At 61.3% G+C, this 23201-nt stretch carries 26 protein-coding genes; 15 read left to right on the top strand and 11 right to left on the bottom strand.

Annotated features, from left to right (window positions below; genetic code table 11):
* Nucleotides 1-8 precede the first annotated feature (8 nt).
* The 8 genes from ybgF to ybgC all read right to left on the bottom strand — a co-directional run bounded on the left by ybgF (nucleotide 9) and on the right by ybgC (nucleotide 6789).
* A complete protein-coding gene (gene ybgF / locus FFM53_RS17380; protein ID WP_138390909.1) occupies nucleotides 9-995 on the bottom strand; it encodes a tol-pal system protein YbgF in 987 nt (328 codons plus the stop codon).
* 163 nt (nucleotides 996-1158) lie between these two features.
* On the bottom strand, nucleotides 1159-1692 hold the full coding sequence (gene pal / locus FFM53_RS17375) for a peptidoglycan-associated lipoprotein Pal (protein WP_138390910.1): 534 nt from the start codon (nucleotides 1690-1692) through the stop codon (nucleotides 1159-1161).
* Between the two features lie 152 nt (nucleotides 1693-1844).
* Nucleotides 1845-3152 (bottom strand): Tol-Pal system beta propeller repeat protein TolB, encoded by a 1308-nt coding sequence (tolB, locus tag FFM53_RS17370; RefSeq protein ID WP_138390911.1) that lies wholly within the window; start codon nucleotides 3150-3152, stop codon nucleotides 1845-1847.
* A 23-nt stretch (nucleotides 3153-3175) separates the two neighbouring features.
* Nucleotides 3176-3613, bottom strand: coding sequence for a cell envelope integrity TolA family protein (locus FFM53_RS17365; RefSeq protein WP_138390912.1), 438 nt, complete (start codon nucleotides 3611-3613; stop codon nucleotides 3176-3178).
* Nucleotides 3614-4756, bottom strand: a complete 1143-nt coding sequence (locus FFM53_RS17360) for a hypothetical protein (protein ID WP_138390913.1) — start codon at nucleotides 4754-4756, stop codon at nucleotides 3614-3616.
* Nucleotides 4757-4764: 8 nt separating this feature from the next.
* Nucleotides 4765-5220, bottom strand: coding sequence for a protein TolR (gene tolR, locus FFM53_RS17355; RefSeq protein WP_003542730.1), 456 nt, complete (start codon nucleotides 5218-5220; stop codon nucleotides 4765-4767).
* Between the two features lie 18 nt (nucleotides 5221-5238).
* A complete protein-coding gene (tolQ, locus tag FFM53_RS17350; RefSeq protein WP_003552507.1) occupies nucleotides 5239-5958 on the bottom strand; it encodes a protein TolQ in 720 nt (239 codons plus the stop codon).
* Between the two features lie 375 nt (nucleotides 5959-6333).
* Complete coding sequence (gene ybgC / locus FFM53_RS17345; RefSeq protein WP_064651280.1) at nucleotides 6334-6789, bottom strand: tol-pal system-associated acyl-CoA thioesterase; 456 nt, start codon at nucleotides 6787-6789, stop codon at nucleotides 6334-6336.
* Between the two features lie 141 nt (nucleotides 6790-6930).
* On the opposite strand from ybgC, the gene FFM53_RS17340 reads away from it, so the two are divergent.
* The 7 genes from FFM53_RS17340 (at nucleotide 6931) to FFM53_RS17310 (ending at nucleotide 13523) form a co-directional block, all read left to right on the top strand.
* Complete coding sequence (locus FFM53_RS17340) at nucleotides 6931-8151, top strand: NAD-dependent epimerase/dehydratase family protein (protein ID WP_138390914.1); 1221 nt, start codon at nucleotides 6931-6933, stop codon at nucleotides 8149-8151.
* Between the two features lie 316 nt (nucleotides 8152-8467).
* A complete protein-coding gene (locus tag FFM53_RS17335) occupies nucleotides 8468-9307 on the top strand; it encodes a glycosyltransferase (RefSeq protein WP_138390915.1) in 840 nt (279 codons plus the stop codon).
* Complete coding sequence (locus tag FFM53_RS17330; RefSeq protein WP_138390916.1) at nucleotides 9304-10221, top strand: NAD-dependent epimerase/dehydratase family protein; 918 nt, start codon at nucleotides 9304-9306, stop codon at nucleotides 10219-10221. Before FFM53_RS17335 ends, FFM53_RS17330 begins: the two co-directional genes overlap by 4 nt.
* Before the next feature lie 59 nt (nucleotides 10222-10280).
* On the top strand, nucleotides 10281-10976 hold the full coding sequence (locus FFM53_RS17325; protein WP_138390917.1) for a hypothetical protein: 696 nt from the start codon (nucleotides 10281-10283) through the stop codon (nucleotides 10974-10976).
* 117 nt (nucleotides 10977-11093) lie between these two features.
* On the top strand, nucleotides 11094-11681 hold the full coding sequence (locus tag FFM53_RS17320) for a 5-formyltetrahydrofolate cyclo-ligase (RefSeq protein ID WP_138390918.1): 588 nt from the start codon (nucleotides 11094-11096) through the stop codon (nucleotides 11679-11681).
* A gap of 3 nt (nucleotides 11682-11684) precedes the next feature.
* Nucleotides 11685-12509, top strand: coding sequence for a TIGR00282 family metallophosphoesterase (locus tag FFM53_RS17315; RefSeq protein ID WP_025395924.1), 825 nt, complete (start codon nucleotides 11685-11687; stop codon nucleotides 12507-12509).
* 168 nt (nucleotides 12510-12677) lie between these two features.
* Nucleotides 12678-13523 (top strand): MBL fold metallo-hydrolase, encoded by an 846-nt coding sequence (locus FFM53_RS17310; RefSeq protein ID WP_138390919.1) that lies wholly within the window; start codon nucleotides 12678-12680, stop codon nucleotides 13521-13523.
* An 81-nt stretch (nucleotides 13524-13604) separates the two neighbouring features.
* On the opposite strand, the gene FFM53_RS17305 is transcribed toward FFM53_RS17310, so the two are convergent.
* Nucleotides 13605-14108, bottom strand: coding sequence for a pyridoxamine 5'-phosphate oxidase family protein (locus FFM53_RS17305; protein ID WP_029871965.1), 504 nt, complete (start codon nucleotides 14106-14108; stop codon nucleotides 13605-13607).
* A gap of 141 nt (nucleotides 14109-14249) precedes the next feature.
* On the opposite strand from FFM53_RS17305, the gene FFM53_RS17300 reads away from it, so the two are divergent.
* The gene (locus FFM53_RS17300; protein ID WP_011653412.1) at nucleotides 14250-14996 is read left to right on the top strand and encodes a YebC/PmpR family DNA-binding transcriptional regulator; all 747 of its coding nucleotides are present in this window, start codon (nucleotides 14250-14252) and stop codon (nucleotides 14994-14996) included.
* Nucleotides 14997-15099: 103 nt separating this feature from the next.
* Here the strand turns inward: FFM53_RS17300 and FFM53_RS17295 are convergent, their stop codons facing one another.
* Together FFM53_RS17295 and FFM53_RS17290 are read right to left on the bottom strand one after the other, a co-directional pair.
* Nucleotides 15100-16101, bottom strand: a complete 1002-nt coding sequence (locus FFM53_RS17295) for an LLM class flavin-dependent oxidoreductase (protein ID WP_138333548.1) — start codon at nucleotides 16099-16101, stop codon at nucleotides 15100-15102.
* Between the two features lie 126 nt (nucleotides 16102-16227).
* On the bottom strand, nucleotides 16228-18543 hold the full coding sequence (locus FFM53_RS17290) for a methyl-accepting chemotaxis protein (RefSeq protein ID WP_138390920.1): 2316 nt from the start codon (nucleotides 18541-18543) through the stop codon (nucleotides 16228-16230).
* Nucleotides 18544-18784: 241 nt separating this feature from the next.
* Between FFM53_RS17290 and ruvC the strand changes: the two genes are divergently transcribed.
* Genes ruvC through FFM53_RS17255 form a run of 7 tightly spaced genes read left to right on the top strand, consistent with a single transcriptional unit; the run spans nucleotide 18785 to nucleotide 23124 of the window.
* Nucleotides 18785-19294 carry a crossover junction endodeoxyribonuclease RuvC gene (gene ruvC / locus FFM53_RS17285; protein ID WP_138390921.1) on the top strand — a complete coding sequence of 170 codons (510 nt, stop codon included), beginning with the start codon at nucleotides 18785-18787 and terminating at the stop codon, nucleotides 19292-19294.
* Between the two features lie 42 nt (nucleotides 19295-19336).
* Nucleotides 19337-19954 carry a Holliday junction branch migration protein RuvA gene (gene ruvA / locus FFM53_RS17280; RefSeq protein ID WP_138333457.1) on the top strand — a complete coding sequence of 206 codons (618 nt, stop codon included), beginning with the start codon at nucleotides 19337-19339 and terminating at the stop codon, nucleotides 19952-19954.
* Between the two features lie 54 nt (nucleotides 19955-20008).
* On the top strand, nucleotides 20009-20269 hold the full coding sequence (locus FFM53_RS17275; RefSeq protein ID WP_138390922.1) for an AbrB/MazE/SpoVT family DNA-binding domain-containing protein: 261 nt from the start codon (nucleotides 20009-20011) through the stop codon (nucleotides 20267-20269).
* Nucleotides 20266-20664 carry a type II toxin-antitoxin system VapC family toxin gene (locus tag FFM53_RS17270; RefSeq protein WP_138390923.1) on the top strand — a complete coding sequence of 133 codons (399 nt, stop codon included), beginning with the start codon at nucleotides 20266-20268 and terminating at the stop codon, nucleotides 20662-20664. The genes FFM53_RS17275 and FFM53_RS17270 overlap by 4 nt, the downstream gene beginning before the upstream one ends.
* On the top strand, nucleotides 20661-21701 hold the full coding sequence (gene ruvB, locus FFM53_RS17265; protein WP_138390924.1) for a Holliday junction branch migration DNA helicase RuvB: 1041 nt from the start codon (nucleotides 20661-20663) through the stop codon (nucleotides 21699-21701). The genes FFM53_RS17270 and ruvB overlap by 4 nt, the downstream gene beginning before the upstream one ends.
* Nucleotides 21702-22604 (top strand): metallophosphoesterase, encoded by a 903-nt coding sequence (locus FFM53_RS17260; protein ID WP_138390925.1) that lies wholly within the window; start codon nucleotides 21702-21704, stop codon nucleotides 22602-22604. It begins immediately after the preceding gene.
* A 7-nt stretch (nucleotides 22605-22611) separates the two neighbouring features.
* Nucleotides 22612-23124, top strand: coding sequence for an NUDIX hydrolase (locus tag FFM53_RS17255; RefSeq protein WP_138390926.1), 513 nt, complete (start codon nucleotides 22612-22614; stop codon nucleotides 23122-23124).
* Nucleotides 23125-23201: the final 77 nt, after the last annotated feature.

The raw sequence follows: 23201 nt of genomic DNA, 5'->3' as shown, positions 1-23201 counted from the left end.
GGAAGACCTTAGCAGGAGAGGCGCTTCTGTTCGCTCGCAACCTTGCTTATGACGGCACGCGAAGCCTTTGGATAACGCTTCGACACTTCGCGCAGCGTCGCACAGGCCGTCTCGTTATTGTCGAGGGCCGCAAGCGACATGCCGAGCTTCAGCAGCATTTCCGGCGCCTTTTCCGATGTGCCGTATTTCTGATGCGCATTGAGGAAGGTCTTGGCCGCCTCATTGTACTTGCCCTGCGAATAGAGCGCTTCGCCGAGCCAGAAATTGGCGTCCGCCGCCCGCGCGCTGCTCGGGTAGCGGGTGATATACTGCGTGAATTCCTGTTCGGCCGTGCTGTAATCGCCGGATAGCACGTGGCCATAGGCGGCCTTGTACTGGTCGGCCTCGCTCCCAAGCGAGGCGGTCTGCTGCGGCGTTTTGGTATTGGCATCGGGAATCGGCCCGGAACCGATCGTGGCATTTTCGTCGACGCTTCCGCCGATCGGATTGCCGTTCTGATCGAAATCGATTGAGCCGAGCTCCTTCGGCGGTTGGCCGAGGCCGCTATTCTCCGGCACGCTGGTGGAGGGAGCCGTTTCGGCTCCCTGCGGTGCTTGGATCACCTTGGCAATGTCGTCCCCGCCGGAGGCTGCCGGAGCGGCATCGGTCTCGCTCTTCTTGACAGGGGCCTTGACGGCACCGCCTGCGCCGGTCTTTTCGAGCTGCTGGAAGCGGAATTCATTGTCTTCCTGCTGCTTGCGGATGGTCTCCTGCATCTGCAGAAGCTGAAAGCTCATCTCCTCGATCCGGCCGTTCAGCTGCCGCAGCTGCTCTTCGAGCTGCTGCACGCGGACCTCCGCGTCGCCGCTCTGCACCTTGACGACGGGCGGCGCCGCCTGGTTTTCCGCGGATCGGCCGCCGAGATGTAGCCCGAAGAACGAGGCGGAATAGGCCGCCCGTTCGCTTCCGGTCACAGCCGCGAGGCACAGCATGCCTGCCACGACAAGTTTCTTCATATGTATCGTCCTGTCCCAGTGATTCTTCGCACCTCGATGGCACGAACAGGAGACTTTTCCAATTGCTTTCAAAAAGCAACGGAGTCTGGCCAAAGTGTGGTCAAAAAGAAAAGGCGGTCCCTGATGGGACCGCCTGTCGAAAAAGCGAATTGTTGCTCGGCAATTACATGCCGGCGCCGCCAAGCACGGTAACCGCGCGACGATTCTGCGACCAGCAGGAAATATCGTCGCAGACGGCGACCGGACGTTCCTTGCCGTAGGAGATCGTCTTCAGGCGCTGCGCCGGTACGCCGCGCGAAGCGAGATAGTCCTTGGCGGCAGCCGCACGGCGGGCGCCGAGCGCGAGGTTATATTCGCGCGTGCCGCGTTCGTCGGCATGGCCTTCGACGGTGATCTGGTAGTTCGGGTAGCGGCCGAGCCACTGCGCCTGACGGTCGAGCGTCTGCGAAGCATCGGCGCGGATCGACGAGGAGTCGGTATCGAAGAAGATGCGGTCGCCGACATTGACCGTGAAGTCCTGGGCCGAGCCCGGCGTTGCAGCGCCGCCAGCACCGGTGCCGAGGCCGAGGTCGCCGGCGCTGTTCGGCGGCTTCTTGGCGCAGCTTGAGAGCGCAAGGCCGGCGATAAGCGCGATCATGACGGGGTTGCGGGCGAAATTCTGCATGCGGCTCATTGCCGGGGTATGAATTCGGCTCATGGCCGGTCTCCTTGCGATTTCATCAGGGTTTCCGGACAGTAACCGCACTCGGTTAACCGCCCCTCAAAGTTTATGGTTAACAATTTGCTACTTTGTCCCTTGGCCGTTCGGTTCCATGACTTTGGGGCGACAAGAAGGCAGCAGCGCATCGCCTACTCCATAAGCGGCGACCAGGCGGGGTCGGAGCCGTAGGTCGGCGTCTTCACGAGCTGCTCGTTGTAACCGGTCAGATCGATCGAATAGAGCTGCGGACCGCCCGACCCCGCCGCCTGGCGGAAGAACATCAGCACACGGCCGTTCGGCGCCCAGGTCGGGCCCTCATTGTGGAAGCCGGTCGTCAGGATGCGCTCGCCGGAACCATCCGGCTTCATCACGCCGATCGAGAACTTGCCGCCGGCCTGTTTGGTGAAGGCGATGAGATCGCCGCGCGGCGACCAGACCGGCGTCGAATAGGAGCCGTCGCCGAAGGAAATACGGGTCTGGCCGGAACCATCGGCGTTCATCACGTAGATCTGCGGCTTTCCGCCGCGGTCGCTTTCGAAGCTGACGCGTGCGCCGTCAGGCGAATAGGAGGGCGACGTGTCGATCGCCGCCGTCGAGGTCAACCGCGTCGTCGTGCGCGAGCGCAGGTCCATCGTATAGATGTTGGAATTGGCATCCTGCTGCAGGCTCATGATCACCTTCTGCCCATCCGGCGAGAAGCGCGGCGAGAAGGTCATGCCGGGGAAGTTACCGACGACCTCGCGCTGCCCGGTTTCCAGCTGCAGCAGATAGACCCGCGGCTGCTGGTTGGCAAAGGACATGTAGGTCACTTCCTGCCGGCTCGGCGAGAAGCGCGGCGTCAGCACGAGATCGCTGCCATCCGTCAGCATCCGCACGTTGAAGCCATCCTGATCCATGATCGCCAGCTGGCGCTTGCGCTGCTGCTTGGTGCCGGATTCGGAGACGAAGACGACGCGGGTGTCGAAATAACCCTCTTCGCCGGTGATCTGCTTGTAGATCGCATCGGCGATGATGTGAGCCACACGGCGCCAGTTCTCCGGCTGCGTGTAGAACTGCTGACCGGCCATCTGCTGTCCGGCAAAAGTATCCCACAGGCGGAATTCGGCGCGAAGGCGGCCATCCGCTTCCTTGGTAACCCGGCCGGTGACCAACGCCTGGGCATTGATGACCTTCCAGTCCTCGAAGCGCGGCGAAGCGTCGGGATTAGAAATCTTCTCGATGAAGGCGGTTTTGTTGATGGGTGCGAAGAGACCGGACCGCTGCAAGTCGGCGGCGATGACTTGCGAGACCTGCGCGCCCATGTCGCCCTGGAAATCAGTCACCGCGATCGGAAGCGGCTGGATATTACCCTTGTTGATATTGATCTCGACAAGCGCGTTCGCCGGGGTCGTAAAGACTGCGGCCCCGACTAGACCGGCGACGACCATGAGGGCGCGGATGAGGGAACACTTGACCATATCAAAACAAGCCTTTCAGCACTTTATAGGTTCAGTTGGCTGGCGTCGAAGTACAAAACGACTTCCTTCCAGGCATCGTATTTGTCTTTTGGAAGCATCGCGTAAGGAGCTGCACGGACAATTGCGCGAAGAGCTGCGTCGGCAATGATTTTACGTGTCCGTTCGCTGCCACCACTAACCTCCGCGTCGGGAGTTCCGATAATGCGACCGTCCCTATCGAGGCGCACACGGAACCTTAAATGAACGCTGGCGGCATCCTTCAGGTCCGCAGGAAGGACAAAACGATTTGCGATGGCATTTCGCATCGCATCGATAACGGGCATACTTAAAATCTCTGCTTTTGAGTCAGTTTTTTCCCGACCCATCGCCTCCGCATGTCCATCAGGCGGCAGTGAGAAAGCAGCCATTAACATCGTCAGCGCCCCGATGGACTTCGCGAAATGGGATAAGCTACTCAACATTTAGATTCCCAGATCGCTGGCATCGAAGTTGAGATCCATCTCGTTCCAGCCGTTTTCTCCCTCATATTTGTCTGCAGGCAGATTTTTGAGAGGAGATGATTTCATAACAGCGCGGTAGACACTGCTCTTGAGCGCTTGGCGTGTTGAATCCGGCCCGCCTGAAGCAATGACCTCGGGATCGCCAACGACATTACCGGCCTGATCAAGTTGAACACGAACCTTAAGATGAACCTCGTTGGCGCCGGCCAATCCGGAAACAACCGTCCAGTTGCCAGAGATCTGGCCGCGTACGGCATCAATCTCGCTCTGGCTAAGGGAAGCGCCACCATTGCTCTTCTTCGCACCAAGCGATGCTTCCTGCGTCGAGCGCTTCGCACCCCCAGCGGAAGGATCGGTCTTATTCAGCAGCGCAGCAACCTCGTCGGCATTGAAGTCGCTCTTCATCGATGAGGCGGATTTCGCCGTTTCCTGCTTCTTGTCCGCCTTCTTCTTGTCGGTCGGTGTGTCGGCGGTCTTCGCTTGATCCGCAGTCTTTTCCGGCGGCTTTTCGACGGGCTTCTGTGGTTCCGGCGGTTTCACCTGCGGCTTGGCGACAGGCGTCGGTACATTGTCCGGCAGCGCCTCGGCGTCCGGCTTCGGCGGTTCCTCCGGCTTGGCCTGCTCTTCCGGCGGCTTTTCCTCGGGCTTCGGCGGCGTTACTTCGACCGGCTTCGGCGGCGGAATGGAAGCGACCTCCTTCGGCTGTTCGACTTCCGTTTCCTCCTTGACGATCTCCTTGACGTCATTCGGCTTAGGGTCGATCTTCGGCATCGGCTTGTCGCTCGAATTCGCCGCGGCAGCCTCCGTATTGCTGGGTTTGGCGTTCGGCACCGGCGGCGTCTTCATGTCGACATTGTTGTCACCGGCATTCTCGGCCGGTTGCGCAATCGGTGGCCGCGTCGTCGGCACGGGCGCAGAAGTCTCCTTCTTCGGAGCCTTCTTGTCGCCTTGCTGCATCTGGGTAATGGATTCCACCGGCACGAGATCGACCGGCATCGCCTCGAAATCCTCCACCTTGAAGGATTCCGGGGCGCCGAGCGACACCATCGCCCAGGTGAGCACCAGGCCGTGCAAAACAGCAGATGTGATGACACTGGCCTTCATTTTGCGCGCTATTGGTCCTTCTTCTGCTGCGTCACGAGGCCGATATTCTTGAAGCCTGCGCCCTGAATACGGGCCATGACATCGGCGATGACGCCATAAGGCGCGGTCGCATCGCCGCGCACGAAGATACGTTCGTTATAGCCGGTGGTGGCGATCGCCTCGAGCTTGGCGGCGATCTCCGCCGCCGGGATCGGCGTTTCCTGCAGGAACACCTCGCCGTCATTCTTGACTGAGATGGTAATCGGCTGCGTCTCGGAATTCAGCGCCTTGGCCTGCGTTTCCGGCAGATCGATCGGCACGCCGACAGTCATCATTGGTGCCGCGACCATGAAGATGATCAAAAGCACCAGCATGACGTCGACGAGCGGCGTCACGTTGATTTCGGAAATCACGGCCCTGTTCCGACCGCCGCGACGGCGGCGTCCGCCGCCCCCACCGCCATTACCTCCAACAGCCATACCCATGTGAGAATACTCCGTTGGTTACTGAGCGGCAGCGCGCGGCTGCAGTTTCTCGTCGATCTGGCGCGAAAGTATGGCGGAGAATTCATCCGCGAAACCTTCCATGCGGCCCGAAAGCTTGCCGGCATCGGCAGAGAACTTGTTGTAGGCGATAACCGCCGGGATAGCGGCGACGAGGCCGATCGCGGTGGCAAGCAGCGCTTCGGCGATACCGGGCGCGACGACCGCAAGGTTGGTCGACTTCGAACCGGCGATTGCCTGGAACGAGGTCATGATGCCGACGACCGTGCCGAACAGACCGATGAACGGGCCGGCCGAGCCGATGGTCGCGAGCGATCCAAGGCGAGCGCCGAGAAATTCAGTCTCACGGGCGAGCGTCACGTCCATCGCGCGGTCGATACGCATCTGCAGGCCGATCGGCGAACGGGCGCCGCGTTCGAAAGATTTCTTCCACTCGCGCATGGCGGCCACGAAGATCGCCGCCAGCCCCGTATTGCTGCGTTCCGACAGCGAGCGGTAGAGTTCTTCCAGCGACTGGCCCGACCAGAACACCTGCTCGAACTTGTCGAACTGGCGCCGTGCGCGGCCATAGGCCAGATATTTGTCGATGACGATCGCCCACGTCCACACCGAGGCTGCGATGAGCCCGAGCATGACGAGCTTGACGACGATGCCGGCCTGCATGAAAAGCGACCAGAGGCTGACGTCCGTCGTTGCTGCTGCCAATCCTACTTGTTCCATTGGTCCAAAATCCCCGAATCCAAACGCCCGGCGCTAGACCGGGCGGCACAAACTGATCTCGCAAGAAGTGTCCGGCGGCCGCCGCCCAAAGCCCTGGTCAAACTTCCAAGCTCATCTTCCGCCTTCTTGCCGTCAAATTTGGTCAAAGGAAGGCGTGCACCGCACAAACTCCGACTTTCCCAGTAAGACACTATTATGGTTAATAGATCGTTAGTGCCGGACTGTGACAGTAAGCCTGTGTTTGGAAGATTTCGTTCCATGGATTACTTGACCGGGGCAAGGTCCGGCTGCCGAAAGAGCGCTCATCCTGCGGCGCGGGAATTCCTTCACATAAAACTCAAGTTCTGACAAGAGCTGAATTTCAAGCGATTCTGACTACAATGGCGTGCTGCCCTCCAGGAATTTCATCGCCAGTGTTTCCGGCAGCCGCCTCGGCCGCCCCCGGGCGTTGATGACGGCGATGATCACCTTGGCGGCGATCAGCAGCGTCTCGCCCGAACGGATCTGCTGATTGAGCACCATCTTGGCGCCGCCGGCTTTTTCCGTATGCGTCAGGATCGTCAGCACATCGTCCATGCGCGCCGGGCTCTTGAAGTCGATCTCCATGCGATGGACGACGAAAACCAACCCCTCCTCGTCGGCACTGACGAGTTCGCGTTGCTCGACGCCGAGGCAGCGCAGATAATCGGTGCGGCCGCGCTCCAGGAAATGCAGGTAGCGGGCGTGATAGACCAGGCCGGAGAAGTCCGTATCTTCATAATAGACCCGCTGGACGAGGCGGTGTCCGGCCTCCGTCAGCTCTCCCGAAATGGAAAAAGGGCGTTCCGTCATAATTTTCTCCAAACTCAGGTGCCCTGTTTGGCGCAACGCTTCCCGGCAGGCAAGCATTGAATGCCCGGCCGGCAGGCATTGAATGATTGTCACAATTCCTAACTATTCCCGATAATGAACGACCAATCAGGAGACGATGCGATGAAGATTGCGGTTATGGGCGGAGACGGTTTCATTGGTTGGCCAACGTCGCTGCATCTCTCCGATGCCGGGCACGACATCCATATTCTCGACAATCTCTCGCGCCGCTGGATCGACACCGAACTTGGCGTTCAGTCGCTGACCCCGATGGATTCGATCCAGGAGCGCACCCGCATCTGGCATGCCGAAACCGGACGGCGCATCCACTTCAATCTGATCGATCTCGCCAAGGATTACGAACTCCTGAAGAACTGGCTTTCCGAACACCGCCCGGATGCCGTCATCCATTTCGCCGAGCAGCGGGCCGCGCCCTATTCGATGAAGAGCGACCGCCACAAGAACTACACCGTCAACAACAATGTCAGCGCCACGCACAATCTGCTGAACGGGCTGACGGAACTCAATCTCGATGCCCATCTCATCCATCTCGGCACCATGGGGGTCTACGGCTATTCGACGGTCGGGGCGGCGATCCCCGAGGGTTACCTGCCGGTCGGCATCGAAACCGCAGGCGGCGAGACGGTCAGCCAGGAGATCCTCTATCCCTCCAATCCCGGCTCGATCTATCACATGACCAAGTGCCTGGATCAGCTTCTCTTCCAGTTCTACGCCAGGAATGATGGTCTGAGGATCACCGATCTGCACCAGGGCATCGTCTGGGGCACGCATACCGAGCAGACGCGCCGCCACGCGCAGCTGATCAACCGTTTCGACTATGACGGCGATTATGGCACGGTGCTGAACCGCTTCCTCATCCAGGCGGCGATCGGCTATCCGCTGACGGTGCACGGCACCGGCGGCCAGACCCGCGCCTTCATCCATATCCAGGATTCGGTCCGCTGCATCGAGCTGGCGCTGAAAAACCCGCCGGCTCGCGGCGCCCGCGTCGAGATCTTCAACCAGATGACAGAAACCCACCGGGTGCGCGACCTTGCCGAGATGATCGCCAGGATGAGCGGCGCCAAGATTGCCTGGCTGCCCAACCCGCGCAAGGAAGCCGCCGAGAACGAGCTGATCGTCCGGAACGAAAAATTCCGCGATCTCGGCCTCGAACCGATCACGCTGGAAGCGGGCCTGCTCGGCGAGATCGTCGATGTCGCGAAGAAGTTCGCCTATCGCGTCGACCGCTCGCGCGTGCCGGCCGTCTCCGCCTGGACCAAGGATATCGCCGCGACGATCAATCACGATCCGGAAGGCAAGCGGCTGAAGTCGGTGTCGTGAGCGAGGGCGTGTTCATATTGGAAGGCCCCATGGAGACTCCCTTACCAAGTCAGTTTATGTGGGAAGGAGAGGGCATACCGTGTGAGCCCCCCTCTGCCCTGCCGGGCATCTCCCCCACAGGTGGGGAGATCACAAGCGGCTCGCGCTTCCTACCCATTTACCGTTTTGCTGTGCTGGACGCCGGTTGCCTGGGGAAGCCGTCGCGCCTAGCTAATCTCCCCACTTGTGGGGGAGATGCCCGGCAGGGCAGAGGGGGGTGGCCACGGCACACCCTGTTCTTGGGCCTGACCAAGGACAGGAACGAGGAAATGCGGCAATGGCGCACGTGACCACGCGACCATCTCATCGCTTCGCTTATGTCACCCTCGTCACCAATGCCGACTACGCCATGGGAGCGACCGCTCTCGCCCATTCCCTGCGCCGAACCGGAACCGACGCCGACATCGTCGTCCTCCACACCGGTGGCGTCGACAAAGCCGCCCTCTCACCACTCGAAGCGCTCGACTGCCGCCTGATCGAGGTCGAGCACCTGCCGCTGTCTGCGGCCTTCAACGAACGCCATGCGCGTGGGGAGCTCCATTCGACAGCCCCTTTCACCAAGGGCCGCAAGCCGGATTTCCATTCGCCGCTCGACAATTTCTGCAAGCTCAGGCTCTGGCAGCTCGTCGAATACCAGCGCTGCGTCTTCATCGACGCCGACGCCCTCGTGCTGAAAAACGTCGACAGGCTCTTCCTCTATCCGGAATTTTCCGCCGCCCCGAATGTCTACGAAAACCTCGCCGACTTCCGCCGCATGAATTCCGGCGTCTTCGTCGCGACGCCCTCGCATGACACGTTCCGGCACATGCTCGAAAGGCTCGACAGGCCGGACGCCTTCTGGCGGCGCACCGATCAGACCTTTCTCGAGACATTCTTCCCGGATTGGCACGGCCTGCCGGTTTATTTCAACATGCTGCAATATGTATGGTTCACCATGCCGGACCTTTGGGACTGGAAGAGCATTTCGATCCTGCATTACCAGTATGAAAAACCGTGGGAAAAGGATCATCCCAAGGCAGCGCGACTACAACCTTTGATCGATCTGTGGCACCGTTTCCATGATGGCGGCGACGTGCCTGAGATCACGGCGCTGGACAATCCGGAAGGGGCAGCATGAAGGTACTTGTATCGGGTGGAACGGGTCTCGTCGGCCGGTATGTCGTCGAGGAACTGCTGGCCGCCGGATATCAGGTGATCGTCGGCGGGCGCCACGCGCCGTTGCCCCGCCTGTTCTCCCGCCCGGTCGAGTTCGCAGCGCTTTCGCTCGAACCCGACAAGGATCAGATCGACGTCTTCGACGACGCCTATTTCTTCGTCCACGCCGCCTTCAGCCATGCTCCGGGCAAATATCGCGGCGGCGAGGGCGACGATCCGAAGACCTTCCACAGGTTGAACCTCGACGGCACTGTCCGGCTTTTCGAAGCCGCCAAACGCGCCGGCACGCGCCGCTGCGTCTTCCTGTCCAGCCGCGCCGCCTACGGCGAACATCCCGAGGCAACCGAACTGACGGAGACGATGCTGGCCAAGCCCGAAACACTCTACGGCCAGGTCAAGCTCGATACCGAACGCGCGCTTGCCCATCTCTCCACACCGGGCTTTGCCGGCGTAAGCCTGAGGGCGACCGGCGTCTATGGCGATCTCTCGCCGAACAAATGGGACGGCATTATCGCCGATTACCTCGCCGGCCAGCCGGTTGCCGCCCGTCTGGGAACGGAAGTTCACGGCCGCGACCTCGGTCGGGCGGTGAGACTGATGCTGGAAACGGAAAGCACCCGCATCTCCGGCGAAGTCTTCAACGTCTCGGACATGCCAGTCGACACGCGCGATATCCTTTCAGCCATCCGCCGCGAGACGGGCTGTCGGCACGCGCTGCCGGCCCCTGTCGATAGCGTCGCGCTCAATCCCATGAACACTGCGAAAATCCGAGCACTCGGCTGGGCACCCGGCGGAGCCCCTCTGTTCGACGAGACGATGCAGCGGCTGGCCGCTGCGCTTCCCGAATCCCAGAGACACAGGTCCACGCAAGTCTGACGTTGCAGAATGCGCCCGAATCGCAATCGGGGCCCGAATTTAAAATCGGGGAATTGTTCATGCAGGTTGCAACCACGTCTGCCTCCATCATCTTGCGCGGCGCGTCTTCGACGGCAGCCATTACGGCCGCCGGAAGCGAGACCGATCAAGGCGTGCTGAAGCTGCAGCGCGCCACCCAGGCGCTGCAGCAGATGCGCCAGACCTTGGCGAACTCGGGAGACGAGGCCAAGGCGAAGGCGCAACGCAAGCTCGAAGAGGCAAAACAGGAGTTGGAGATGCTGCGCAGCTCCAACATGGCTCCTGAGGTGGTCGCCCGGCTGGCCGCCGAACTGGCGCGCAAGGTCGGCACCGCCGCCTCCGAATTCGCATCATCAGTCGCGACCGGCAGCCCCGCAACGGCTGTTCCGGTGGATGCAACCACGGGTGCGACAGCAGTTGCAACGAGCGCGGCCGCTGCTGCGCTGACGGATACTTCAAGAGAAACTGCGGCCGGCGAGACCGGCTCGCAGGAACCGGACGCCGCCGCCAACGCCCGCAACGCCTATGCGAGCGTCGCCGAGGATGCCCCGAAATTTTCAGGCATTTCGGCCGATGATCGCGAAACGATGGAAGAGTTCAAGGCGGTTGTGCGCGAACTCAAGCAAGTGCTCGAAAAGGCGATGCGCGAGTTGCGGCAGCAGGACCGGCAGGCTGGGGCCAATATAGCAGGCTTCTCCATCGCCACGGCGACAATACCGACAAGCATCGTCGCCTGACGACCGCTGCTGCCGGCGGCCGAGGCGTGAAACGAGCGTGATATCGTCGCATCCGGCATTTGCATCGGACATCCCGCCGTCTATGCTCGGGTAAATCTCTCAGAACCGGCAGATCCAATGACCGCGAAAGAATTGAAAGCGCAGCTGCGCAACGAACGGCTGTCGGCCCGCGACGCTATCCCCGCCGAGAAACGCGCCTCCAAAAGCCTCGCAATGGCCGACCATGCCGGCGAGGCCGTCGGTTTTGCGCTGGATACGATCGTCTCCGGCTTCCTGCCGATCCGTTCGGAAGCCGATCTCAGGCCGCTGATGGCGCGCTTTGCCGTGCGCGGGGCGCGGCTTTGCGTGCCGGCGATCCTCGATCGGCAGACGATCGTCTTTCGCGAGCTGGCGGAAGGTGCGCCCCTCATCGATACTGGTTTCGGCACGGTCGGCCCCAGTGCGGATGCCGCCATTCTTGATCCCGAGATCATGCTGGTGCCGCTTTCGGCCTTCGATGCCCGCGGCCACCGCATCGGCTACGGCGCCGGCCACTACGACCGCGCCATCAGCCGGCTAAGGCAAAAAGGCCTGCATCCGAAGCTGATCGGCATTGCATTCGACTGCCAGGAAGTGGCACATGTGCCCGACGAGCCGCACGACATAAGCCTGGATGCCATCCTGACAGAAAGCGGCCTTCGCTTTTTTGCCTCTTGGATTGGATAGGGAATGCGGCTGCTTTTTCTGGGTGACATGGTCGGCAAGACGGGACGCACGGCGGTGTGGGACCGCCTCCCCGGCCTGGTTTCCGACCTCAAGCTCGATTTCGTCGTCGTCAACGGCGAGAATGCCGCCGGCGGCTTCGGCATCACCGAGGACATCTTTCTGGAAACGATCAATGCCGGCGCCGACGTGGTGACGACGGGCAATCACGTCTGGGACCAGAAGGAAGCCGTCGCTTTTGCCGGCCGCCACGATCAATTCCTGCGGCCGGCCAACTATCCGCAAGGCACGCCCGGCCGCGGCTCCGGCCTTTTCTATGCCAGGAACGGCGCGCGCGTGCTCGTCGCCAACGTCATGGGCCGGGTCTTCATGCATCCCGAGCTCGACGACCCCTTCAAATCGGCGGAGGTCATCCTCGACGCCTGCCCGCTGAAGGAACAGGCCGACGCGATCATCTTCGATTTCCATGCCGAGGCGACCAGCGAGAAGCAGTGCTTCGGCCATTTCGTCGACGGCCGCGCCAGCTTCGTCGTCGGCACCCACACGCATGTACCGACCGCCGACGCACAGATCCTGAACGGCGGCACCGCCTATATGTCGGATGCCGGCATGTGCGGCGACTACGACTCCTCCCTCGGCATGGACAAGGAGGAGCCGCTCAACCGCTTCATCTCCAAGATGCCAAAGGGCCGCATGGAAGCCGCGAACGGCCCCGCGACGATCTGCGGCGTCGGCGTGGAAATCTCGGATACGACAGGACTTGCCGAAAAGATCGCGCCACTCCGGCTCGGGCCGCGGCTGGCCGAGACGGTGCCGGAGTTCTGGCGGTAACAGGCGACAGGCGCCGTTCAACACGCAATTGTGAGAACCTGCCGTCTGGACCCCTGCGGCCTCATGCCGCATCCTCCCCGCCATTCGCGCATAACCCCGAAAATCGGAATCGATTTTCGGAACGGATTATGCGCCGATCGAAGGGTGATAGAGCGCCGGAGGGGTGGCATGAAGCCGCGATATCTTGTCCTCGCTATCGCATGCCTTGCGGCCTTCGCCGTGCCGAATCTTGCCGGGGCACAAGAGCAGCGGCCGCCGGTCAGCCAGTGCCAGGCGATCGCGCAAACCATCCCCAAGGTGACCTTCGCAAGCTTTTCCGGCGCCCCGCCGCTGGTGCCTGCCGTCTCCGAGGGCGAGGACGTCAAACTGACCTTCCTCGGCCATTCGACCTTCGAGATCGATACGCCCGGCGGTATCGTTATCGCAACCGACTATAATGGCTGGTACAGGCCGGCAACGCCGCCCGATGTCGTGACCATGAACAAGGCGCACACGACCCACTATACCCTGACCCCCGATCCCGGCATCAAACATGTGCTGCATGGGTGGAGCGACATTCCGGGCGAGAAGGCCAACGTCAATCTCGTCGTCGGCGATGCTTATATCCGCAACGTCCCCACGGATATCCGCTTCAGCTACGGCCTCGGCGGCGCGCATGAGAACGGCAATTCCATCTTCATCTTCGAGATCGCCGGCCTCTGCATCGGCCATCTCGGCCACCTGCATTACGAGCTGACGGATGCCCATTATACCGAGATCGGCCGGCTCGACATCGTCATGGTCCCCGTCGATGGCGGCCTGACCATGGGCGCCGACAGCATGAGCCGCGTCATCAAGCGGCTACGCTCGTCGTTGATCCTGCCGATGCACCGGCGCGGCCCGCCGGTCGAAGCCTTCGTCTCGATGTTCGGCAAGGATTTCGACGTCGCCAATGCACCCGATGACAGCATTACCGTCTCGATGCGCACGCTGCCGAAAAAGCCGCTGATCTATGTGTTGAAGGGCGTGCAGTAAAAGGCCCGGCGGTTTTCCTTCTACAGCGCCGCGCGTCTTTTCAGACGCGCAAAGGACGCTGTAGCACTTTGAATTGCTGCATCAGGCGAACTGCAGATGGCGCTTGATGCCGACATCCGGCATTTTGTCGTCGTCGAGATTGGCCTTGGCGATCTCCCAGCCGAATTTCAGCTTGTTGCCTGTGGAAACCCAGATCTCGGCATCGTCGACATGGAGGGACAGCATGGTGAGCTTGGGGTCCTTCTTGCCGCCGTCATACCAGGCCGCGACGATCGAGCTCCAATATTCCTCGATCTTGGAAGGGTCAGGATGCACCTCGATCACACCGGCAAGGCAGGCGTGATAGTCGTGATCCTTGCCGATGACGCAGAAATGCGCGCGGCTGCCGGGCTTGATGGCGCGCACGATGTCGGCGTCGGTCTTGGTGTAGAACCAGATGGTGTTGGTGGTGGGATCGGCATGCGGCGCCATCGGCTGCATGTGCATGTCCAGTCCGGAAATTCCGAGCATGCCGGCATGAACGCCGTTGACCTGATCCCAGAGCTGACGTGCTGGATGTTCCTGCGCCTCACTGAGACTTGCCATGACCGTTCCTTTCCGTTGGATGGAGTTCGGTTGAAACGTCATCCCCTCGCCTTTGTTCCGAACTGCTTTTTCCTTGAACGGGTGCCGTTTCGCTCTTATAAGGCGGCCCATTCCGAACAATGAGACGTGAACAGGGGTGCCATGGCTGGCCATTCACAGTTTAAAAACATCATGCACCGCAAAGGCCGTCAGGATGCCGTGCGGTCGAAAATGTTCTCCAAGCTTGCGCGCGAAATCACCGTTGCCGCCAAGGCCGGCCTGCCCGACCCGACGATGAACGCCCGCCTTCGCCTGGCGATCCAGAACGCCAAGGCTCAGTCCATGCCGAAGGACAATATCGACCGCGCCATCAAGAAGGCAGCCGGTGCGGACGGCGAAAATTATGACGAAGTCCGCTATGAAGGTTATGGCCCCGGCGGCACGGCGATCATCGTCGAGGCGCTGACCGACAACCGCAACCGCACCGCCTCCAACGTCCGCTCGAGCTTCACCAAGGCCGGCGGCGCTCTCGGTGAAACCGGTTCCGTTTCCTTCTCCTTCGACCATGTCGGCGAAATCACCTACAAGCTTTCCGTCGGCGATGGCGACAAGGTGATGGAAGCCGCGATCGAAGCCGGCGCCGACGACGTCGAGTCCGACGAAGACGGCCACTACATCACCTGCGCCTTCGAAGCCCTCGGCGAAGTGGCAAAAGCGCTGGAATCGAGCCTCGGCGAAGCCGAAACCGTCAAGGCCGTCTGGCGCGCCCAGAACAACGTGCCGGTGGACGAGGAAAAAGCCCAGTCGCTGCTGAAGCTCATCGACAGCCTGGAAGACGATGACGACGTTCAGAACGTCTATTCCAATTTCGAAGTCTCGGAAGAAGTGCTGGCGAAGCTCTCGGCCTGATCTCCTCCGGCAGATGTCAAATATAAAAACCCGGCTGCAACGCCGGGTTTTTTCTTGCCGAAAAGGGGGCGCGGTCAGAGTGCCGCCTCGCGCGCGCCCTGCCCTACGCGGCGGCTCGCATGAAATTTCCCAGCCCCGCGAAAAGTTCCACCGATGTCAGCCGCGCCTCGATGTCGTGGATCGGCATCGAGATGATCACCTCGTCGGCCTGCGTTTCCTGTAGAAACTCCGTCAGTTTCGCCTCGGCCGTCTTCGGCGAGCCGACCACGGCATAACGCAGCGTGTGTTCGACATTCATCTTTTCCATCGGCGACCAGAAGTCCGCCATATCGGCCACCGGACGCGGGAACGGGCCGCGGACATTGCGGCGCAGATTGACGAACTGCTGCTCTGCGGAAGTGAAATGATAGCGAGCCTCCTCATCCGTCGCCGCCACCGCGCCCATCACGCCGACCATCACATGCGGCTTGTCGAGCGTCGCCGAGGGCTGGAAGCGGTCGCGATAGATCGCGATCGCATCGAGCAGCATGTCGGGCGCGAAATGCGAGGCGAAGGCATAGGGAAGGCCCAACATGCCTGCGAGCTGGGCGCTGTAGAGGCTGGAGCCGAGCAGCCAGATCGGGATATGTGAACCATTGCCGGGAACCGCGAGGATCGCCTGGTTCTCGACCGGCGTATCGAGAAGTTGCTGCAGTTCCACCACGTCGTTGGGGAAGCTGTTTGCGCCGGCCTCGAGGTTGCGCCGCAGCGCCTGTGCCGTGCGCATATCCGTTCCCGGTGCACGCCCGAGGCCGAGATCGATGCGGCCGGGGAAGAGCGCCTCCAGCGTGCCGAACTGCTCGGCGATGACGAGCGGCGAATGATTGGGCAGCATGATGCCGCCGGAGCCGATGCGGATGCGCTTTGTCGCAGCCCCGACATGGCCGATGACGATGGCGGTGGCAGCACTGGCAATCCCCGGCATGCCGTGATGTTCGGCAAGCCAGAAGCGCTTGTAACCGAATTCCTCGGCCTTCACAGCCATCCGCGCCGAGGCCTCGAGGGACTGGCGCACGGTGCTGCCTTCGGCAACGGGGGAAAGGTCGAGTATGGAGAAGGGAACCATGGGAAACCTGCCGGGCAGTTGAACGATGCCGTCTATGTAGGTTCGCACCCGCGCCATTCCAAACCATGCGCGCAAACAAAAAAGGCCGCGCCAGCGCGGCCCTTATGCAATGTGGAAAGGTGTAGCTTACCGCTGACGGCGCAGCACATGCACCTCGGCGCTCGGCTGGTGATGGCCATGCGGCAGCGTGAAATTGCCGAGCTGGCGGTCCATTTCCAGGGCTTCCGTCGCCAGCCGGTGGATAGCCGCCGTCGTCTCCTCGACCATCGAGGCGTTCTGCTGCGTCATCGCGTCGAGTTCGGCAACGGCGCTATTGATCTCGCGCAGCGTATTGGCCTCCTCGCGGGTCGCACTCATGATCTCGTTGATCTGCCCGTTGATCGCCTCGACATGGGCGCCGATGCCCGTCAGTGCAACGCCCGCTTTTTCCACAAGCGTAACGCCGCTTTCCACCTCATGCGTCGATTTCTGCAACAGGCTGGAAATCTCCTTGGCCGCACTCGATGAGCGCTGGGCAAGCTCGCGCACTTCCATGGCGACGACGGCAAAGCCCTTGCCGGATTCACCCGCACGCGCTGCCTCAACACCGGCATTGAGCGCCAGGAGGTTGGTTTGGAAGGCGATGTCGTCGATGACGGAGATGATCGTGTTGATCTGGCGCGAGGAGACCTGGATTGCCTCCATCGCCGCGATCGTCTCGCGCATGATCTGGCCTGAGCCGGTCGTCTCCTTCTTGGCGTCGCGGGCGATGCGCTCGGCCTGCTCGGCTCGCTCGATCTGCCGGCGGACCGACTGTGTGATGGCGCTGATCGCATTCGCCGTCTCGGTGATCGAGCCGGCCTGGCGCTCGGTGCGCCCGGCAAGTTCGTCGGCGCCGGTGCGCATCTCTTCGGAGCCGGCGCGCACCGCCATCGAGTTGCCGCCGATGGCCGTCATGGTTTCGCTGAGCGTCGCCAGCGCCTCGTTGAAATTGACGCGCAGGCTTTCGAGTTCGTTCGGGAAACGGGTATCGATCTGATAGGCGAGATCGCCGCTCGCCAGATGATGCAGGCCCTCGTCAATCGCCTCGACCACCTGCTGCAGCGTTTTCGCCTCGGCCTCACGCTCGGCCAGATTCTGCTGGCGGTCCTGCTCGGCCCGCAGGCGCGTCTCCTCGCTGGCGGCTTCGAGCTCGCGGCTCTCGATCAGCGAGTGGCGGAAGCGGTCGAGCGCATTGGCCATCGTGCCGATCTCGTCCTTGCGGTTCAGGCTGCCGATCTCGCTGTCGAGCTTGCCATCGGCGACATCGCGGGTGACGCCGGCAAGCCGCGCAAGCGGCGAAAACAGCAAATTGGTGACGAGCCCGGTCGCGACCGCCATGACGACGAGCACGCCGATGCCGATCATCGTCAGCAAGGTGGCGATCTCGATCGAGCCGGCATTGAGCTCGCTCAAGAGCACACTCTCGACAACGAGGAAGCGGTCGCCGCGATAGTCGATGCCGCGGACATAGGCACGAGCCGTACCGTCCGCCCGGTCGAAATCGGCAACCGTCATCGCCGAACTGGCAAGCGCGCTCTGGATAAAGGTGAAGGGCGTCGCATCGAGCGTCGCAAGCTTGCCGCTTCCGTCGAGGCCGACGGCGGAGCCATCGCCGGAGACGATCGCCGCCCGCGCCGTGCTGCCCTGAACGATTCCCTTGGAGAGGATGCCGGTGACGATGTCGTCACGCACCTTGAAGAGGATGATGCCCTTGGCCGCTCCAAGCTTGATAATCGGCACGGCATAGAAGATCGCCGATTTGCCGGTGCCGGCATCGACGCGAAGGCCGGAGAAGCCAGTCGGCGCGGCGTCATCGGTCGCCTTGGCGGTATTCTCGATCGCCTTGGCGAAAGCGATGCCGGCGCCGGTTGTCTTCCAGGCGTCCGACTTCAGATTTTCGGCGAAATCATCTTCCTTCTTATAGGAGTAGAGCGCGGTACCCTCGAGATCGACGATCAGCAGGTCGCTGAAGGCGGTATCCTCGAGGTCGCGGGCGACTTCGCCCTGCGTCTTCTCATGGTTCGAATAATAAAAGCCGCTCGGCCCTTCCGGCTTCATAAGCTTCTCGCGCTGGTCGGCCGGGTTGGGATTGTTCGATATGAAAACCTTCTTCAGCTCGGCACGAGCGTCGCCCGAGGTTTTCTCGATGGTTTTCCAGCCGCTCTTCAGGCTGGTGATCGACATTTGCAGCGCCTCGATGCGCGCAATCGAGTTGGCCTGGTTTTCAAGCTGCGTCAGCTGGTCCTGCAGCATGTCGCCGCGGAAGATCAGCACGCTTTCCTTGGCCTTCAGCGCCTGCTCGTCGGAGATGCGGCTGCTGGTGAAATAGGCCAGCACGTCGATGACCGCGATCGACAGCACGGTCAGCAGAATGAATGTGACGATGACCTTGAAGGACAGGGATTGAAATCTCTGTGCCATGTACGACGAACCCCTTCTGAACGCGCTTGCCAGCCGGGCATGCAGCGCATGCCTGATCGACCGACCTGTAAACAGAACATCGGAGGCTTAATCTTCGCGAAAAGAAGCCCCTCTCGTATTGACGACTAGAATTCAGGCATCTGTTTTAATTCGCGGTAAATGGCGGGGCCTAAATCCGGGAGTGTTTTTGTTTTGTTCACATATCGATGGCACTTATTTCGCGATCGCTATAGGTTGAACCATGCAAAATACGATTCGCATCGTCGGTATTGATCCCGGACTTCGCCGCACCGGCTGGGGAATCATCGAGACATCAGGCAATTCCTTGCGGTTTGTCGCCTCTGGAACAGTGACTTCCGATGGCGACATGGACCTTGCCTCCCGCCTTTGCCAATTGCACGACGGCCTGGCGGAGATCGTCCACAGCTATAAGCCGAATGAAGCCGCCGTCGAACAGACCTTCGTCAACAGGGATGCGGTGGCGACCCTGAAGCTTGGCCAGGCCCGCGGCATTGCCATGCTGGTGCCGGCGCGCGCCGGCCTGCCGGTCTCCGAATATGCCCCGAACGCCGTGAAGAAGGCCGTCATCGGCGTCGGCCATGGCGAAAAGCAGCAGATCCACATGATGTTGAAGATCCTGATGCCGAAGGTCGAATTCAAGGGCAACGACGCCGCCGACGCCTTAGCGATCGCCATCTGCCATGCGCATAATCGCGGCAGCAACCGGATGCGACAGGCGCTGGCCGGTTAATCCATACTTGACTTGTTTCCATCTGCTGAGAGACCACGACCCATGATCGGCAAGCTGAAAGGCACCATAGACGAGATCGGCGAAGACTATGTGCTCGTCGATGTACACGGCGTCTGCTACGTCGCCCATTGCTCGGCCCGTACCCTGTCGAAGCTTGGCTCGACTGGTGAGGCCTGCGTGCTGTTTATCGAAACCTATGTGCGCGAGGATCAGCTGAAGCTCTTCGGTTTCATGACCGCTCTGGAGCGGGAATGGTTCAACCTGCTCCAGAGCGTTCAGGGCGTCGGCGCCAAGGTGGCGCTCGCCGTGCTCTCGACGCTGACCCCAGGCGAACTTGCCAATGCGATCGCCCTGCAGGATCGCACCGCCGTCTCCCGTGCGCCGGGCGTCGGTCCCAAGGTGGCCATGCGCCTCGTCACCGAACTCAAGAACCGGGCGCCGGCCTTTGCCGGCGAAGCGATCAATATCGCCCTCAAGCAGGAACTCGGCGAAGGTGTTGCGGCAGCACCCGTCGCCGATGCGGTATCCGCGCTGACCAACCTCGGCTATTCCCGCGACCAGGCGGCGAACGCAATCGCCGCGGCAATGAAGACGGCGGGCGATGGCGCCGACAGCGCCAAACTGATCAGGCTGGGATTGAAGGAACTGGGGGCGCGGTGACCTCCTTGAATATATCGCAATTCCTTACTAAACTTGATTGGTAAGGAGATCCGCATGAATATCTACTACGGTACGATGACATCGAAGGGCCAGACAACAATTCCGGCGGAAGTTCGTGAATTGCTGAATCTGAAGTCCGGCGACAGGATCCGCTACATCAACCGCGATGGCGAAATCATCATGAAAGCCAAGAACAAACGCGCCATCGACCTTGCAGGCAAGTTTCACGATCCGAACCGACCGACGATCACTTTGACGGAAATGGACGAGGTGATTGGGGAAGCCATCGCCGATCACGTGACTAGTGCAAGATGATTGGCCTCGACACCAATATTATGCTGCGCTTCCTCCTGAAGGACGATGTCGTCCAGACGGAGAAGGTCACAACGCTCTTCTCGAGCCTGTCCGATACGGCGCCCGGCTATATCAGTTGCATCACGCTGATGGAATGCGCGTGGTTCTTGAGACAACGGATCAAGCTGAAGAGAGAACAGATCATGGAGGCGATTTCGGACTTGTTGGACTCGGCCGACCTGATCCTTGAAGATGAAAGAGTAGTCGAGGAAACGCTCGCAATCATGGTGCGGACCAATGCAGAATTTGCAGATGTCTTCATCGCCCTTCGTAATCGTGATGCGGGCTGCGTGACAACCAGGACATTCGATGCCCAAGCCGCAAAAACCATACCTGGAATGGAACTTTTGACATGAGCGAATCCGCCCGCCTGATATCGCCGGAAAAGCGGGGCGAAGACCTTGATATCACGTTGCGCCCGCAATCGCTGGACGAGTTCACCGGCCAGGCGGAAGCGCGCGCCAATCTCAAGGTCTTCATCGAGGCGGCGAAAAACCGCGGCGAAGCGCTGGACCATGTGCTCTTCGTCGGTCCGCCCGGCCTCGGCAAGACGACGCTGGCACAGATCATGGCCAAAGAGCTCGGCGTCAACTTTCGCTCGACGTCGGGCCCGGTGATCGCCAAGGCCGGCGATCTCGCTGCCCTGCTCACCAATCTCGAGGAGCGCGACGTGCTCTTCATCGACGAAATCCATCGCCTTAACCCCGCCGTCGAGGAAATCCTCTATCCGGCCATGGAAGATTTCCAGCTCGACCTCATCATCGGGGAAGGCCCTGCCGCTCGCTCGGTGAAGATCGACCTGTCAAAATTCACGCTGGTGGCGGCCACCACCCGCCTCGGCCTGTTGACGACGCCGCTGCGCGACCGCTTTGGCATTCCGGTGCGCCTGAGCTTCTACACCGTCGAGGAGCTGGAACTGATCGTGCGCCGCGGCGCGCGGCTGATGAACCTGCCGATCACCGAAGAGGGCGCCCGCGAGATCGCAAGACGCGCCCGCGGCACCCCGCGCATCGCCGGCCGGCTGCTGCGGCGCGTGCGCGACTTTGCCGAGGTGGCAAGGGCGGAATCCGTCACTCGCGAGATCGCCGACGAGGCGCTGACCCGCCTGCTGGTCGATAATGTCGGCTTCGACCAGCTCGACAAACGTTACCTCAACATGATCGCGGTCAATTTCGGCGGCGGCCCGGTCGGGATCGAAACCATCGCCGCCGGACTTTCCGAGCCGCGCGACGCGATCGAGGACATCATCGAGCCCTATATGATCCAGCAGGGTTTCATTCAGCGCACGCCACGCGGCCGTGTTCTGACCGCAATCGCGTGGAAACATCTGGGAATGCAACCGCCCAAGGATATGGAGGCTGCGCAGTTCCGGCTGTTCCAGGAGGACAACTGAGTGATCACCCGCCGCGGATTTTTCAAGGTTCTCGGCGGCAGTGTCGCAGGCGTCATGTCGCTCGGTGGTTACGCCTTCGCCTATGAACCGCTCGCGCGGCTCGCCATCACCCGCTATCGGCTGACGCCGCCGGGATGGACCCCGGGGCTCAAGCTCCGCGTCATTGCGCTCGCCGATCTCCATGCCTGCGAACCTTGGATGTCGACAAGCCGCATTGCCGCGATCTGCCACAGAGCGAATGAACTCGAAGGCGACGTCACCGTCCTGCTCGGCGATTACGCCGCCGGCATGAACATGGTGACGCAGTACGTGCATTCGAGCCAATGGTCGAAGGCGCTCTCTACCTTGCAGGCCCCTCTCGGCGTCCATGCGGTCATGGGCAACCATGATTGGTGGGAGGACAGGACCGCCCAGAAGAACGGCGGGATGGAAACATTCGGACACCGAGCCCTCGCCGACGTCGGCATCCCGGTCTATGGCAACCGCGCTGTTCGGCTCGAAAAGGATGGCCGCGGCTTTTGGCTCGCAGGCCTCGAAGATCAGCTGGCGCTGCTGCCCGGCAGGAAATGGGGCCGCACGCAGATGCTCGGCCTCGACGATCTCGAGGGAACGATGGCTCAGGTTACGGACGATGCGCCGGTCATCCTGCTTCCCCATGAGCCCGATGTCTTTCCGCGCGTGCCCGAGCGTGTCTCGCTGACGCTATCGGGCCACACGCATGGCGGACAGATCCGCCTCCTCGGCCGTTCGCCGATCGTTCCCTCGCGCTACGGCAACCGCTACGCCTATGGCCATATGATCGAGGAGGGGCGTAATATCATCGTTTCCGGTGGCCTCGGCTGCTCCATCGCACCGGTGCGCTTCGGCGTGCCGCCGGAAATTGTCGTCATCGATCTTGGATAAGAATGGCATGGCCAAGCGCACTCTTATCCGCCTGAATGCGGGCGCTGAGCGTTTCAACTATCGCATCGCCGGCCTCGGCTTTCGCGACGGCCACGTGCTCGTCCATCGCGCCGTGCATGAGCCCTTCTGGACCTTTCCAGGCGGCAGGGCGGAAATCGGCGAGACGTCGGAGGAAACGCTGAAACGGGAGATGGTGGAGGAACTGGGCGTTGAGGTGACCGTCCATCGCCTGCTGTGGATCGTCGAGAACTTTTTCCGCTACGAACAGCGCGACTGGCATGAACTCGGCCTCTATTATCTGATGGAGATCCCGCCGGAATTCCCCTTCCGGCCGGGCGAGATCATCCATCGGGTCGAGGACGGCGACAACCATCTCGAATTCAAATGGGTGCCGGCAACGCGTAGTGCCCTGACCGCACTCGACATCCCGCCCTATTTCATCGCCGATGAAATCGAGAGCCTGCCCGTTGCGCCACGTCATCTCGTCTGGCGGGACGGCGATCTCGACGGGAAAGACTGACGCAAGCAATTCAAGGTGTTACAGCGCCCCTTGCGCGCCTCAAAAGGCGCCCGGTGCTGTCGCCAAAAGCGCTTAAA

It is taken from the genome of Rhizobium indicum (genome assembly GCF_005862305.2).
In the GTDB taxonomy this organism is placed as follows: domain Bacteria; phylum Pseudomonadota; class Alphaproteobacteria; order Rhizobiales; family Rhizobiaceae; genus Rhizobium; species Rhizobium indicum.
Note: the sequence above shows the minus strand (reverse complement) of the source record. Positions and strands in the feature narration are given on the sequence as shown.

What these genes read in the sequence shown, in the direction of transcription:
- FFM53_RS17310 (WP_138390919.1), top strand. Translation starts at nt 12,678, where the DNA reads ATGAAGCCGCGATATCTTGTCCTCGCTATCGCATGCCTTGCGGCCTTC.
- tolR (WP_003542730.1), bottom strand. Translation starts at nt 5,220, where the DNA reads ATGGGTATGGCTGTTGGAGGTAATGGCGGTGGGGGCGGCGGACGCCGC.
- ruvC (WP_138390921.1), top strand. Translation starts at nt 18,785, where the DNA reads ATGCAAAATACGATTCGCATCGTCGGTATTGATCCCGGACTTCGCCGC.
- FFM53_RS17360 (WP_138390913.1), bottom strand. Translation starts at nt 4,756, where the DNA reads ATGAAGGCCAGTGTCATCACATCTGCTGTTTTGCACGGCCTGGTGCTC.
- FFM53_RS17300 (WP_011653412.1), top strand. Translation starts at nt 14,250, where the DNA reads ATGGCTGGCCATTCACAGTTTAAAAACATCATGCACCGCAAAGGCCGT.
- FFM53_RS17330 (WP_138390916.1), top strand. Translation starts at nt 9,304, where the DNA reads ATGAAGGTACTTGTATCGGGTGGAACGGGTCTCGTCGGCCGGTATGTC.
- FFM53_RS17270 (WP_138390923.1), top strand. Translation starts at nt 20,266, where the DNA reads ATGATTGGCCTCGACACCAATATTATGCTGCGCTTCCTCCTGAAGGAC.
- tolQ (WP_003552507.1), bottom strand. Translation starts at nt 5,958, where the DNA reads ATGGAACAAGTAGGATTGGCAGCAGCAACGACGGACGTCAGCCTCTGG.
- ruvB (WP_138390924.1), top strand. Translation starts at nt 20,661, where the DNA reads ATGAGCGAATCCGCCCGCCTGATATCGCCGGAAAAGCGGGGCGAAGAC.
- FFM53_RS17275 (WP_138390922.1), top strand. Translation starts at nt 20,009, where the DNA reads ATGAATATCTACTACGGTACGATGACATCGAAGGGCCAGACAACAATT.
- FFM53_RS17340 (WP_138390914.1), top strand. Translation starts at nt 6,931, where the DNA reads ATGAAGATTGCGGTTATGGGCGGAGACGGTTTCATTGGTTGGCCAACG.
- FFM53_RS17320 (WP_138390918.1), top strand. Translation starts at nt 11,094, where the DNA reads ATGACCGCGAAAGAATTGAAAGCGCAGCTGCGCAACGAACGGCTGTCG.
- FFM53_RS17295 (WP_138333548.1), bottom strand. Translation starts at nt 16,101, where the DNA reads ATGGTTCCCTTCTCCATACTCGACCTTTCCCCCGTTGCCGAAGGCAGC.
- FFM53_RS17365 (WP_138390912.1), bottom strand. Translation starts at nt 3,613, where the DNA reads ATGTTGAGTAGCTTATCCCATTTCGCGAAGTCCATCGGGGCGCTGACG.
- ruvA (WP_138333457.1), top strand. Translation starts at nt 19,337, where the DNA reads ATGATCGGCAAGCTGAAAGGCACCATAGACGAGATCGGCGAAGACTAT.
- ybgC (WP_064651280.1), bottom strand. Translation starts at nt 6,789, where the DNA reads ATGACGGAACGCCCTTTTTCCATTTCGGGAGAGCTGACGGAGGCCGGA.
- pal (WP_138390910.1), bottom strand. Translation starts at nt 1,692, where the DNA reads ATGAGCCGAATTCATACCCCGGCAATGAGCCGCATGCAGAATTTCGCC.
- FFM53_RS17290 (WP_138390920.1), bottom strand. Translation starts at nt 18,543, where the DNA reads ATGGCACAGAGATTTCAATCCCTGTCCTTCAAGGTCATCGTCACATTC.
- FFM53_RS17315 (WP_025395924.1), top strand. Translation starts at nt 11,685, where the DNA reads ATGCGGCTGCTTTTTCTGGGTGACATGGTCGGCAAGACGGGACGCACG.
- FFM53_RS17255 (WP_138390926.1), top strand. Translation starts at nt 22,612, where the DNA reads ATGGCCAAGCGCACTCTTATCCGCCTGAATGCGGGCGCTGAGCGTTTC.
- tolB (WP_138390911.1), bottom strand. Translation starts at nt 3,152, where the DNA reads ATGGTCAAGTGTTCCCTCATCCGCGCCCTCATGGTCGTCGCCGGTCTA.
- ybgF (WP_138390909.1), bottom strand. Translation starts at nt 995, where the DNA reads ATGAAGAAACTTGTCGTGGCAGGCATGCTGTGCCTCGCGGCTGTGACC.
- FFM53_RS17305 (WP_029871965.1), bottom strand. Translation starts at nt 14,108, where the DNA reads ATGGCAAGTCTCAGTGAGGCGCAGGAACATCCAGCACGTCAGCTCTGG.
- FFM53_RS17325 (WP_138390917.1), top strand. Translation starts at nt 10,281, where the DNA reads ATGCAGGTTGCAACCACGTCTGCCTCCATCATCTTGCGCGGCGCGTCT.
- FFM53_RS17335 (WP_138390915.1), top strand. Translation starts at nt 8,468, where the DNA reads ATGGCGCACGTGACCACGCGACCATCTCATCGCTTCGCTTATGTCACC.